The following is a 12721-nucleotide window of genomic DNA, read 5'->3' on the forward strand; positions in this document are numbered from 1 at the left end:
CCATAAATCTAATTTTAAAACAATTGGGTTTATGGATTTGTCTTTTAAAAATATAAAATGAATTTTACAGCTATTGATTTTGAAACTGCGACAGGATATCATCCGTGTTCGGTGGGTATTGTAACAGTCGAAAACGGTATTATCGTTGACGAATATGTGACTTTAATTAAACCGCCAAACAACGAATATAATCCTTTTACGATTCGTGTCCATGGAATTTACCCCAAAGATACGGTCAATGCAAAATCTTTCTTTCAAATCTTTCCAGAGATTGAAAAGAGGTTAAAAAATAGAGTTGTAGTAGCACATAACGAAAGTTTTGACCGTAATGTTTTGATGAAAACAATGCTGCTTCATGGCTTAAATTATGATGATCTAAATATTGCTACAAAATGGGAATGCACAGTTAAAATTTATAAAGCAAAAGGTATTAAACCAACAAAATTGAGTGACTGCTGTCGCGAAATGAACATTCAGCTGAATCACCACGAGGCGTTATCAGATGCTAGAGCTTGTGCAAAATTATACATGCTTAGTTAAATATTTTAAATTTGTAAGAATAATATTAAAAATTAATTACTTTTAGATTTTTTAATTACACTATAAAATCTAAAATGAAAGAAGATTTTCTGCATTATCTATGGAAATTCAAGAAATTTGATTCCTTGAATTTGAAATCTGCTCAAGGCGAATTAATTACGATTCTTAAAACAGGGGATTATCTGGAACTTGCAGGCCCTGACTTTTTTAATGCTCATATAGAAATCGGAAACCAAAAGTGGGCTGGAAATGTGGAGATTCATTTAAAATCTTCAGATTGGTATTTGCACAATCATGAGAATGACCCAGCCTACAAAAATGTTATACTACATGTCGTTTGGGAAAACGATACGGCAATTTTTAGAGAAAATAATACTGAAATTCCTGTTTTAGTGCTTAAAGATTATGTCCAAAAAGAAATAATCGAAAATTATAATGCCTTACTTTCTCCAAAAACATGGATTTCTTGCGAAAGACAATTAAAAGATGTAGATGGTTTTGTTTTTAAAAACTGGCAAGAAAGATTGTTTTTTGAACGATTAGAACGAAAATCAAAGTTTATTTATCAATTATTAGAAGAAACCAACCAAGATTGGGAAGCGGTCTTATTTTGTCTTCTAGCGAAGAATTTTGGTTTAAATACTAATGGAAATTCCTTCCTTCAAATCTCAAAGGCAATTCCTTTTTCCATAATCAGAAAAGAAAGTTTTGAAGTCGAAAATTTAGAAGCTTTGCTTTTTGGAACTTCAAACTTATTAGAAGCAGAAAAGGAAGATGTCTATTATAAAGACCTCAAGTTTCGCTATTTTTATTTATTGCACAAATACCAAATAGAAAAAGCCTATACAGAACCTCTTCAGTTTTTTAAACTCCGACCAGATAATTTTCCAACAATTAGGCTTTCACAATTAGCTGCGTTATACCATAAGCACCAAAATTTATTTTCCAAAATAATTACGTTAAAATCTGCTGATGCTGTTTATCGTTTACTGAATGTCTCCGCAAGTCTGTATTGGCAGAATCATTATCAGTTTGACAAAGAGAGTCCGAAGAAATCTAAAATGCTCTCTAAATCGTTTGTAGATCTATTAATTATAAATACAATCATCCCGCTTCAATTTGCATATTCAAACATTATGGGCGAATCAATGGCCGAAAATTTAATTGATTTTATGAATGAGGTCGCTTCAGAAAAAAACGTCATTGTAGACAAGTTTAATTCGTTTGGAATTAAGGCAAAATCTGCATTTGAAAGTCAGACATTATTAGAACTTAAAAATGAATATTGCGAACGTAAAGCTTGCCTAAAATGCGCAATAGGAATAGAATTGCTTAAAAATAATTAGATAATTTGTACTTTTGTAATTCTGAGCAATCAGGTATCTAAAATCTAAAGTCATAAATCTAAAATATTCATGTCAGCAATTTTAAAACTTAAATTCTTTTTTGAAAAATATGGTTTTCATGTTTCTTCAAGACTAGCAGATAAACTAGGAATGCGCGTAACAAGTGTGCGATTGTTTTTTATTTATATCTCTTTTGTTACAGCCGGTTTAGGGTTTGGAGTTTATCTCACTCTTGCTTTCTGGATTAGGCTGAAAGATTTAATTCGCTCAAAAAGAACCTCAGTATTTGATTTATAAAAAAAGCTCCAAATGTAAATTTGGAGCTTTTTTATAACTAGAATTGAAAATTATTCAACATCTGCATCTGTATTGTTAAGTCTAGATCTTTTCTTGCTATATCCAAAGTATACAACGATACCAAGAATAAGCCATCCAAAAGATAACAACTGTGCATCTTTACTTAAATTAAAAATTAAATAAGAATTAATTGCGATTCCTAATACCGCAATAACTGGTAAAGCAGGAACTTTAAATGTTCTGGTTAATCCAGGTTGTTTTACTCTTAAAATCCAAACAGCGATACAAACCATTGTAAAGGCAAACAAAGTACCAAAACTTGTCATATCGGCCAATTTGTTAATTGGCGTAAAAGCCGCAACAGTTGCAATGATAGCTCCAAGAATCATTAAGTTCGTTTTTGGAGTTCCAGAAATTGGGTTTACTTTAGAGAAAACAGAAGGAATTAAACCATCTTTAGACATTCCAAGGAAAATTCTAGATTGTCCCATAATCATAACCATTAATACAGAAACCAAACCAATAGTCGCAGCAACAGTAATAATAAAGCCTGCCCAACCTTGTCCAGCAATATCAAATGCATAAGCAACAGGAGCTTTAATAGCTTCAGGATATTTTCCTAGTGGGTTAAAATCTTGGTAATTCATCATTCCTGTTAATACTAAAGAAACAAGAATATATAAAGTAGTACAGATTAATAAAGAAGCAATGATCGCAAACGGAACATCTTTTTTAGGATTAATAGCTTCTCCAGCTTGTGTAGAAACAGCGTCAAAACCAACATAAGCAAAGAAGATTGCAGCAGCTCCAGAGATAATACCGCTAATTCCGTAAGCATTGTGAGTAGTTTCTTTTTCAACAATTTGAGTTGCTGCAGGAATAAATGGGCTCCAGTTTGCTGTATTAATGAAGAAAAGACCAGCAATAATCACAAAGATTACCGCAGATACTTTAAGAATTACAATAGCATTATTTGCTTTTGCAGCACTTTTTGTTCCTTTAATAAGCAATGAAATAACTAAAATAACGATCAAGAAAGCAGGAAGATTCATAGAGAAACCCTCTCCAGTATAACTTGCAGGATCTGTTGTAAGCCAATCAGGTAGTTTTATATGAAATAATTTAAGCAATTTATTAAAGTATCCGGACCAGGAAACCGCTACAGTCATAGAGCCCATAGCATACTCGAGAATTAGTCCCCATCCGATAATCCAGGCAAAAACTTCTCCAATCGTACCATAGGCATAGGCATAAGCAGATCCTTCAACAGGTAAGATAGAAGCAAATTCAGAATAGCAAAGAGCCGCAAAAACACACGCAATACCTGCGATGATAAACGAAATTGCTAATGCTGGACCAGCATGATAATAAGCCCCAGTACCTGTAAGTACAAAAATTCCCCCACCGATAATGGCACCAACACCAATGGCAGTAAGACTCCATTTTCCTAGGACTCTTTTTAAATCACTTTTTTTCATATCGGCCTCAAAGGCAGATATAGGTTTAACTCTCCAAATTGACATATTATTTTATTGGTTTATTTGTTATTAAGTGCCAAATGTATTGTTTTTTGTAAAAAATAAAAACAATTATTATCTTTTAAGTTATAAAATCTTTGTTTTTTTTACAGTACTCGTAAGAAAGATTCTCTAAGTATTGACATTCATTAAATTAATTGGACTTTTGTAATGGATTCGACAATTTTTTGAAAACTACTTTTCTTACTAATTTTCTTAATAAATTTGAAGGATTTTTCTTCTAAGTGTTTTTGTTATGAATTTTAAATCTTTACAGCAATATCTGCGCTTTACTAAACAGCAGCGAATAGGCATTTTTATGCTTTTCCTTATAATGATTGGATTACAGCTGTTTTATTTTTTATCCGATTTTAATGTCTCAGAAACAAAAAGTCCAGAAAAGGAACAATGGCTTGCTCTTCAATCGGAAATTGATCAAGACAAATTGATTGATAAAAGTTTAAAGCAGGTCAATTATCTTTTTAACCCTAATTTCATTTCTGATTATAAAGGATACAAACTCGGAATGTCGGTAGAAGAAATAGATCGTTTAACGGCATTTCGTAAAGAAAATAAATATTTAAACTCGGCAGAAGAGTTTCAAAAAGTTACTGGAATTTCAGATTCGTTATTAAATAAGATTTCTCCATTATTTAAATTTCCAGATTGGAAACAGAACAAAACGAATCATCCTACTGAGAAAAAAGATTTCAGTATAAAAAGTTTTCCGAAAAAAGAAAAGCCCGCAGTATTAAATATTAATGAGGCAACACAAGAAGACTTAATGAAAATTTATGGAATAGGAGAAGGGCTATCTACGAGAATTCTAAAACAAAAAGAAATCCTAGGTTCGTTTGTGTCAATGGACCAAATGAAAGAGATCTGGGGACTTTCACCAGAAGTTATAAATGAATTAAATGCTCATTTTAAAGTGGTAATTCCTTCAAGTCTGAAGAAAATAAATGTTAATGAGGCGTCATTAAAAGAACTGGCTCAATTTTCATACTTTAAATATGGTATTGCAAAACAAATAGTAACCTACAGAAGTATGAATGGAAATTTTAATAATATTGAGGATTTAGCAAAAATTAAAGATTTTCCTGTTGAAAAAGCAAAAATAATTAGTTTATATTTGGAGTTCTAAAACAAACCAACGAATGAACTTTGATTACAACGAAACACAACTAATGATTGCACAGTCTATTAAAGATTTTGCAGAAAAAAATATTAGACCTTATATAATGGAATGGGACGAAGCGCAAATTTTTCCACTTCCGTTGTTTAAGCAACTTGGCGAGATGGGCTTTATGGGAGTTTTAGTTCCAGAAGAATATGGAGGTTCAGGTTTAGGTTACCACGAATATATTACAGTAATAGAAGAAATTTCAAAAGTAGATCCTTCAATCGGATTATCTGTTGCGGCGCATAATTCCTTATGCACTAATCACATTTTAACCTTTGGAAACGAAGAGCAAAAGAAAAAATGGCTTCCAAAATTAGCTACAGCTGAATTTATTGGTGCTTGGGGACTGACAGAACATAATACAGGTTCTGATGCTGGCGGGATGAATACCACCGCCGTTAAAGACGGAGACCATTGGGTCGTAAACGGCGCCAAAAACTTTATTACGCACGGAATTTCTGGAGATGTTGCGGTTGTAGTAGTGCGCACTGGCGAAAAAGGCGATTCTAAAGGAATGACCGCTTTTGTTTTTGAAAAAGGAATGAAAGGCTTTACGTCGGGTAAAAAGGAAAATAAATTAGGAATGAGAGCAAGCGAAACAGCAGAACTGGTTTTTGATAATTGCCGAATTCCTGATGAAAATAGATTAGGAGAGGTTGGAGAAGGTTTTGTTCAGGCCATGAAAATTTTAGACGGCGGAAGAATCTCTATTGGCGCCCTGTCATTAGGAATTGCAAAAGGAGCCTATGAAGCCGCATTAAAATACTCAAAAGAAAGACATCAGTTCGGACAGCCAATTAGTAATTTTCAAGGCATTTCCTTTAAATTGGCAGATATGGCAACAGAAATTGAGGCTTCAGAATTATTGCTCCATAAAGCAGCTTTCTTAAAACAACAGCATAAGCCAGTTACAACATCAGGCGCTATGGCCAAAATGTACGCTTCTGAAGCCTGTGTAAAAATCGCAAACGATGCTGTTCAAATTCATGGCGGATATGGATATACTAAGGATTTTCCGGTAGAAAAATTCTATAGAGACTCTAAATTATGTACCATTGGAGAAGGAACAACTGAAATTCAAAAGCTTGTTATTTCTAGAAATTTATTAAAATAGTAATATTGCTTTGGGCGTACCCCTAAAAACAAAAGCCATTCAGCAAACGCAGAGTGGCTTTTGTTTCTAGGGTCGGGCTTTTCACTGCAATCTTTTTGTTTTTAAAGAAAAAACAAAAAGGATTTCCGTTGCAATCCCTCACGCATACGGTAGAAATGGTGGTTTTTGAAAATAATTTGAAATTTATCATTCATAATTCATAATTAATATATACATTTGCAGCCTTAACGAGAGGAGGTGTCTATATTATGTTAATTATACCAATTAAAGACGGAGAAAATATCGATAGAGCATTAAAGCGCTATAAAAGAAAATTTGATAAAACAGGAACTGTTCGTCAATTAAGAGCACGTACTGCTTTTATTAAGCCTTCTGTTATCAAAAGAGCACAAATCCAAAAAGCGGCTTACATTCAAGGCTTGAAAGATAGCTTAGAAAGTTAATATCAGCTTTTCGAAAATAATTACCGTTAGTGGTCAAAATGTTTTAATTTTGATGCTAACGGTTTTTTTTATGCTTAATTTTTTTGATTTTATGAAAACGAATAAAGAAGCTTTTTCGGATTATCTTTTATTGGAGAAAAAATATTCCACACATACGGTTGGGGCATACTTGAATGATGTAGTTTCTTTTGAGTCTTTTCTAAAAGAATCTTTTGATCAGGAAAGTGTGGATCTGGTGAATTATGGTCAAGTAAGAAGCTGGATTGTTTCTTTGGTTGATCAAGGTATTTCGAATGTTTCTATTAATCGAAAGATGGCTTCTTTGAAGGCGTTTTATAAATTTCTTCTAAAGATAAAGCAGATAGAGATAAATCCGATGCTGAAACATAAGTCTTTGAAAACTCCGAAAGTGGTTCAGATTCCTTTTTCGGAAAAGGAATTGAAAGATTTGCTTACTACTATAGATGCTCCTGTTGGCTTTGAAGAAATTCGAGACAAGCTTATAGTAGAAATGTTTTATGTAACAGGAATGCGCCGTGCAGAACTGATTCATTTATTGATTAAAAATGTCGATTGCTCTAATAATGTGATTAAAGTCTTAGGAAAAAGGAATAAAGAACGCATAATTCCAATTTTGCCAATTATTGCAAATCAAATCGGCTCCTATATAAAGGAGCGGGATGATTTGGAAAGCCTCATTGATTCCGACTATTTTTTTGTTTCGAAAAAAGGGTTAAAATTGAGCGAATCTTTTGTTTATCGTTTGATAAATTCATACTTTAGTAGGGTCTCAGAAAAGGTAAAAAAAAGTCCGCATGTGCTTCGTCATACTTTTGCAACACACCTTTTAAATAATGGGGCAGATTTAAATTCAGTTAAAGAATTGCTAGGGCATTCTAGTTTGGCTTCTACACAAGTTTATACTCATAATAGTTTGGCGGAACTTAAAAAAGTATATAAAGATGCGCATCCAAGAAATAAATAGCGGTTCTAAATGTTAACCCTAAAATTTTTATTATGAAGGTAGATGTTCATGCAGTTAATTTTACTGTCGACAGAAAATTGGTCGATTTTATCCAAGAAAGAATGGGTAAGCTAGAGAAATACTACGATCGAGTGGTTTCATCAGATGTTTTTTTAAAGGTTGAAAGAACGAGTGATAAAGAGAATAAAGTGGTGGAGATAAAGATTAATGTTCCTGGTGATGATTTTTTGGTAAAAAAACAGTGTAAAACATTTGAAGAGGCGGTTGAGCTTTCGGCAGAATCGTTAGAACGTTTGCTTGTAAAAAGGAAGGAAAAAATTAGAGCACACATTTAATTGAAATTTTTTTGAAAAAATGTTTTGATTAAAAGATAAAATAGCTACATTTGCAGTCCGTTAGAAATAGCGGACTTTTTTAATGTATTCGCCGATGTAGCTCAGCTGGCTAGAGCAGCTGATTTGTAATCAGCAGGTCGTGGGTTCGAGTCCCTCTATCGGCTCAGAAAATTTCAAATGCGATTTGAAATTAGTTCTTTAAATAATGGACTTTTAAAACTAGGGGAGATACTCAAGCGGCCAACGAGGGCAGACTGTAAATCTGCTGTGTGAACTTCGCAGGTTCGAATCCTGCTCTCCCCACAAATTTTAATTTCAGATTGAAAAATTTTAGATTTTAGATTTGCGTTAATCTAAAATCAGAAATCAGAAATCTAAAATTGAAGCTCTGCCGGTGTAGCTCAGGGGTAGAGTGCTTCCTTGGTAAGGAAGAGGTCTCGGGTTCAAATCCCGACATTGGCTCAAGTAAGTAGGAAATTGAAAATTAATATATAACTAAGATTAAAAATTAAGTAAAATGGCAAAGGAGAATTTTAATCGTTCCAAACCGCACTTAAACATAGGTACAATTGGACACGTAGATCACGGAAAAACTACATTAACTGCTGCAATTACAAAAGTATTGTCAGATGCTGGTTACTGTCAAGCAAAATCGTTTGATCAAATCGATAACGCTCCAGAGGAGAAAGAAAGAGGTATTACTATTAATACATCACACGTAGAGTACGAAACTGCTAACCGTCACTACGCTCACGTTGACTGTCCAGGTCACGCGGATTACGTAAAGAACATGGTTACTGGTGCTGCTCAAATGGACGGAGCTATCTTAGTAGTTGCTGCTACAGATGGTCCAATGCCACAAACTCGTGAGCACATCCTTTTAGGACGTCAGGTAGGTATTCCAAGAATCGTTGTTTTCATGAACAAAGTGGATATGGTTGATGATGCTGAGTTATTAGAGCTTGTTGAAATGGAAATTAGAGATTTATTATCTTTCTACGAGTACGATGGAGATAATGGTCCTGTGGTTCAAGGTTCTGCTTTAGGAGGATTAAACAATGATCCAAACTGGGTACCTAAAATTATCGAATTAATGGAAGCTGTTGACAACTGGATCGAAGAGCCAGTACGTGACGTTGCTAAACCATTCTTGATGCCAGTTGAGGACGTATTTACAATTACAGGTCGTGGAACTGTTGCTACAGGTCGTATCGAAACTGGAGTTGCTAACACTGGAGATCCTGTTGAAATCATTGGTATGGGAGCTGAAAAATTAACTTCTACTATTACAGGAGTTGAGATGTTCCGTAAAATCCTTGATAGAGGTGAAGCTGGAGATAACGTAGGTTTATTGTTAAGAGGTATTGATAAAGCTGATATCAAAAGAGGTATGGTTATTATTAAGCCAGGTTCAGTAAAACCACACGCTAAATTCAAAGCTGAGGTTTATATCTTGAAAAAAGAAGAAGGTGGACGTCACACTCCATTCCACAATAACTACCGTCCACAGTTCTACGTACGTACAACTGACGTAACAGGAGTTATTTCTTTACCAGCAGGTGTAGAGATGGTAATGCCAGGTGATAACTTAACTATTGAGGTTGCTTTATTAAGCCCAATCGCTATGAACGTAGGTTTACGTTTCGCTATCCGTGAAGGTGGTAGAACAGTTGGTGCTGGACAAGTTACTGAAATCGTAGAGTAATTCTATTAAAATAAAAAGAAAGCCAGTGATTATTTTTTAATCACTGGCTTTAATTACGGGCGTAGTTCAAGGGTAGAATAGCGGTCTCCAAAACCGTTGATGGGGGTTCGAATCCCTCCGCCCGTGCAATAAAAAATATATCAAATGACAAAAGTTACTAATTATTTATCAGAGGCTTTCGAAGAGTTAAAGTCAAATGTTACTTGGCCAGCTTGGGCTGAAGTACAAAAATTGACAATTGTTGTGGCTGTATTTTCGATTTTATTCGCTTTGGCAACTTGGGGAGTAGACGAATTTTTTGCAAAAGCTTTGGCTGGATTTTTTAACTGGTTAAAAGGATAATTTTTTTTGTGATGGCAGATAATAATGTGAAAAAATGGTACGTAGTTAGAGCGGTTAGTGGTCAAGAAAATAAAGTGAAAGCTTATATCGAGACTGAGATTGCGAGATTAGGTATGGAGGACTATGTTTCTCAGGTTTTAGTACCTACTGAAAAAGTAGTTACTGTAAAAGATGGGAAAAAATCATCTAAGGATAAAGTTTACTTTCCTGGATATGTTATGATCGAAGCTAACTTGGTTGGTGAGATTCCTCATATTATTAAGTCAATCACTAGTGTTATTGGATTTTTAGGAGAGACTAAAGGCGGGGAACCAGTTCCTTTGAGACTTTCTGAAGTAAACCGTATGTTAGGTAAAGTGGATGAATTGGCTGTTAATACAGACACTCGTTCTATTCCATTTAGTGTTGGTGAAACGGTTAAGGTTATTGATGGACCTTTCAATGGATTCAATGGTTCTGTTGAGAAAATCAATGAAGAGAAGCGTAAACTTGAGGTAATGGTTAAGATTTTCGGAAGAAAGACTCCATTAGAATTGAGTTTTATGCAAGTAGAAAAAGTATAATTTTTTGTTACACTATAATAAACCATTGTAATCGCTTCCATTGATTGCAATGTTAAATTTTTTAAAAATGGCTAAAGAAATTAGTAAGGTAGTTAAACTACAAGTTAAGGGAGGTGCTGCGAACCCGTCGCCACCGGTTGGACCTGCTTTAGGAGCTGCTGGGGTTAACATCATGGAGTTTTGTAAGCAATTTAATGCTAGAACTCAAGATAAACCTGGCAAAATTTGTCCAGTGCAAATCACTGTGTACAAAGACAAATCATTTGATTTTGTTGTTAAGACTCCTCCAGCAGCAGTTCAGTTAATGGAAGCTGCAAAGCTAAAATCTGGTTCTGGTGAGCCTAATCGTAAAAAAGTAGCTAGCGTTACTTGGGAACAAATTAGAACTATTGCTGAAGACAAAATGCCAGACTTAAACGCTTTCACAATTGAGAAAGCTATGAGTATGGTTGCTGGAACAGCTAGATCTATGGGTATAACTGTATCAGGAGATGCTCCTTTTTAATTAAGAAAAAGAAATGGCAAAATTAACAAAAAAGCAAAAAGAGGCTGCTTCAAAAATTGAAAAGAACAAATTATACTCTTTAAAAGATGCTGCTGCATTAATTAAAGTTGTTGCTTCTGCAAAATTTGATGAGTCTGTTGATATCGCAGTTCGTTTGGGTGTTGATCCAAGAAAAGCGAATCAAATGGTTAGAGGTGTAGTTACTTTACCTCACGGAACAGGAAAAGACGTTAAAGTATTAGCGTTGGTTACTCCAGATAAAGAGGCTGAAGCAAGAGAGGCTGGAGCAGATCACGTAGGTCTTGACGATTACTTACAAAAAATTAAAGACGGTTGGACAGATGTTGATGTGATCATTACAATGCCTGCTGTTATGGGGAAATTAGGTCCATTAGGTCGTATTTTAGGACCTAGAGGTTTAATGCCAAACCCTAAAACAGGTACTGTAACTATGGATGTTGCTAAAGCTGTTCAAGAAGTTAAAGCTGGTAAAATTGACTTTAAAGTTGATAAAACTGGTATCGTTCACGCTGGTATTGGTAAAGTTTCTTTCGGAGCTGAGCAAATCGTTGAGAACGCACACGAAATTATTCAAACATTAATAAAACTTAAACCAACTGCTGCTAAAGGTACATACATCAAAGGTATTCACCTTACAAGCACAATGAGTCCTGCTATTGCATTAGACCCAAAAGCAGTATAATTGGTAGTTAAAAATTTTTAGTATGACTAGAGAAGAAAAATCAATCGCGATTGAAAATTTAACTGCGCAGTTAGCTGGTACAAATATCATTTATATTTCTGATATTTCTGGTTTAAACGCAGAGACAACTTCAAACTTGCGTAGAGCTTGTTTTAAAGCAGGTATCAAATTAGAGGTTGTAAAGAACACTTTGCTTGCAAAAGCAATGGAAGCTTCTTCTAATGATTATGGTGATTTACCTACAGTTTTATCAGGTAACAGTGCTATTTTTATTTCTGATGTTGCTAACGCACCTGGAAAAATTATCAAAGATTTCCGTAAGAAATCTGATAAACCACTTTTAAAAGGAGCTTACATCAATTCTGAAGTATATATTGGAGATAACCAATTAGATGCATTAGCTACTATTAAATCTAAAGAAGAGCTTATCGGAGAAATCATTGGATTATTACAATCTCCAGCTCAAAGAATTATTTCTGCTTTACAAAACAAATTCGCTGGAAGCGAAGAAGAAGGAGCAGAGTAATTATCGTAAGGGAGCTTGCTTCCTTGCTGCTTAATTAGCGCACAATAATTAAATTATATTTTTACACAAATCATTTTAAACGATAGAAAAAATGGCAGATTTGAAACAATTCGCAGAACAATTAGTTAACTTAACAGTTAAAGAAGTTAACGAATTAGCAACAATATTAAAAGATGAGTACGGAATCGAGCCTGCTGCTGCTGCTGTAGTAGTTGCTGCTGGTGGAGGAGACGGTGCTGCTGAAGAAGCACAAACTGAATTTACAGTTGTATTGAAAGATGCAGGAGCTTCTAAATTAGCTGTTGTAAAATTAGTTAAAGAATTAACTGGTTTAGGTCTTAAAGAAGCTAAAGACGTAGTTGACGGTGCTCCTTCTAATGTTAAAGAAGGTGTTTCTAAAGAAGAGGCTGAAGGTCTTAAAAAATCTTTAGAAGAGGCTGGAGCTACTGTTGAGCTTAAATAATTAAACTCAGTTTAAGAACTAGGTTTAGGTCTTGAGTTAACACTCAAAGGCCTAAACCATTTTTCGTATAATAAAATATATCAAGTTTTATTATCCCATAGTTTAAAATACGAAAAAGTTTTTGATCAATACGAAGAAAGAAAATTAGACTTGT

The 12721-nt window shown here is 34.3% G+C and carries 16 protein-coding genes and 4 tRNA genes; 19 read left to right on the forward strand and 1 reads right to left on the reverse strand.

The features are described 5' to 3' along the window. Positions 1 to 57: 57 nt before the first annotated feature. The 3 genes from J7574_RS22620 (at position 58) to J7574_RS22630 (ending at position 2183) form a co-directional block, all read left to right on the forward strand. Positions 58 to 540 (forward strand): 3'-5' exonuclease, encoded by a 483-nt coding sequence (locus J7574_RS22620; RefSeq protein WP_290974374.1) that lies wholly within the window; start codon positions 58 to 60, stop codon positions 538 to 540. Between the two features lie 74 nt (positions 541 to 614). Then, on the forward strand, positions 615 to 1886 hold the full coding sequence (locus tag J7574_RS22625; protein WP_290974377.1) for a DUF2851 family protein: 1272 nt from the start codon (positions 615 to 617) through the stop codon (positions 1884 to 1886). A 69-nt stretch (positions 1887 to 1955) separates the two neighbouring features. Further along, positions 1956 to 2183, forward strand: coding sequence for a PspC family transcriptional regulator (locus tag J7574_RS22630; RefSeq protein WP_008466940.1), 228 nt, complete (start codon positions 1956 to 1958; stop codon positions 2181 to 2183). A gap of 50 nt (positions 2184 to 2233) precedes the next feature. Here the strand turns inward: J7574_RS22630 and J7574_RS22635 are convergent, their stop codons facing one another. After that, complete coding sequence (locus tag J7574_RS22635) at positions 2234 to 3706, reverse strand: APC family permease (protein ID WP_290974390.1); 1473 nt, start codon at positions 3704 to 3706, stop codon at positions 2234 to 2236. A 250-nt stretch (positions 3707 to 3956) separates the two neighbouring features. On the opposite strand from J7574_RS22635, the gene J7574_RS22640 reads away from it, so the two are divergent. The 16 genes from J7574_RS22640 to rplL all read left to right on the forward strand — a co-directional run bounded on the left by J7574_RS22640 (position 3957) and on the right by rplL (position 12567). Further along, positions 3957 to 4844, forward strand: coding sequence for a helix-hairpin-helix domain-containing protein (locus J7574_RS22640; protein ID WP_290974393.1), 888 nt, complete (start codon positions 3957 to 3959; stop codon positions 4842 to 4844). Positions 4845 to 4857: 13 nt separating this feature from the next. Then, entirely contained in the window at positions 4858 to 5997 is a 1140-nt protein-coding gene (locus J7574_RS22645) for an acyl-CoA dehydrogenase family protein (protein WP_290974396.1), read from the forward strand. A gap of 248 nt (positions 5998 to 6245) precedes the next feature. Next, the gene (gene rpsU, locus J7574_RS22650) at positions 6246 to 6440 is read left to right on the forward strand and encodes a 30S ribosomal protein S21 (RefSeq protein WP_026730435.1); all 195 of its coding nucleotides are present in this window, start codon (positions 6246 to 6248) and stop codon (positions 6438 to 6440) included. 91 nt (positions 6441 to 6531) lie between these two features. Beyond that, a complete protein-coding gene (locus tag J7574_RS22655; RefSeq protein ID WP_290974404.1) occupies positions 6532 to 7425 on the forward strand; it encodes a tyrosine-type recombinase/integrase in 894 nt (297 codons plus the stop codon). Between the two features lie 32 nt (positions 7426 to 7457). Further along, positions 7458 to 7760, forward strand: coding sequence for a ribosome-associated translation inhibitor RaiA (gene raiA / locus J7574_RS22660; protein ID WP_008466930.1), 303 nt, complete (start codon positions 7458 to 7460; stop codon positions 7758 to 7760). Between the two features lie 90 nt (positions 7761 to 7850). Continuing rightward, positions 7851 to 7924: transfer RNA gene (locus J7574_RS22665), tRNA-Thr, on the forward strand. Between the two features lie 58 nt (positions 7925 to 7982). Next, positions 7983 to 8063: transfer RNA gene (locus tag J7574_RS22670), tRNA-Tyr, on the forward strand. An 87-nt stretch (positions 8064 to 8150) separates the two neighbouring features. After that, positions 8151 to 8222, forward strand: a tRNA-Thr gene (locus J7574_RS22675). A gap of 55 nt (positions 8223 to 8277) precedes the next feature. After that, positions 8278 to 9465 carry an elongation factor Tu gene (tuf, locus tag J7574_RS22680; RefSeq protein WP_012024011.1) on the forward strand — a complete coding sequence of 396 codons (1188 nt, stop codon included), beginning with the start codon at positions 8278 to 8280 and terminating at the stop codon, positions 9463 to 9465. Positions 9466 to 9520: 55 nt separating this feature from the next. After that, positions 9521 to 9591: transfer RNA gene (locus J7574_RS22685), tRNA-Trp, on the forward strand. An 18-nt stretch (positions 9592 to 9609) separates the two neighbouring features. Next, positions 9610 to 9807 carry a preprotein translocase subunit SecE gene (secE, locus tag J7574_RS22690; protein WP_008466927.1) on the forward strand — a complete coding sequence of 66 codons (198 nt, stop codon included), beginning with the start codon at positions 9610 to 9612 and terminating at the stop codon, positions 9805 to 9807. An 11-nt stretch (positions 9808 to 9818) separates the two neighbouring features. Beyond that, entirely contained in the window at positions 9819 to 10370 is a 552-nt protein-coding gene (gene nusG, locus J7574_RS22695) for a transcription termination/antitermination protein NusG (protein ID WP_008466925.1), read from the forward strand. Between the two features lie 67 nt (positions 10371 to 10437). Then, on the forward strand, positions 10438 to 10875 hold the full coding sequence (gene rplK / locus J7574_RS22700) for a 50S ribosomal protein L11 (protein WP_008466923.1): 438 nt from the start codon (positions 10438 to 10440) through the stop codon (positions 10873 to 10875). Positions 10876 to 10888: 13 nt separating this feature from the next. After that, positions 10889 to 11578, forward strand: coding sequence for a 50S ribosomal protein L1 (gene rplA / locus J7574_RS22705; protein WP_008466920.1), 690 nt, complete (start codon positions 10889 to 10891; stop codon positions 11576 to 11578). A 22-nt stretch (positions 11579 to 11600) separates the two neighbouring features. Continuing rightward, positions 11601 to 12104: a 50S ribosomal protein L10 gene (rplJ, locus tag J7574_RS22710; RefSeq protein ID WP_290974443.1), complete on the forward strand. Its 504-nt coding sequence runs from the start codon at positions 11601 to 11603 to the stop codon at positions 12102 to 12104. 91 nt (positions 12105 to 12195) lie between these two features. Continuing rightward, entirely contained in the window at positions 12196 to 12567 is a 372-nt protein-coding gene (rplL, locus tag J7574_RS22715; protein ID WP_008466917.1) for a 50S ribosomal protein L7/L12, read from the forward strand. Positions 12568 to 12721: the final 154 nt, after the last annotated feature.

This window comes from Flavobacterium sp. (genome assembly GCF_017744675.1).
GTDB lineage: Bacteria > Bacteroidota > Bacteroidia > Flavobacteriales > Flavobacteriaceae > Flavobacterium.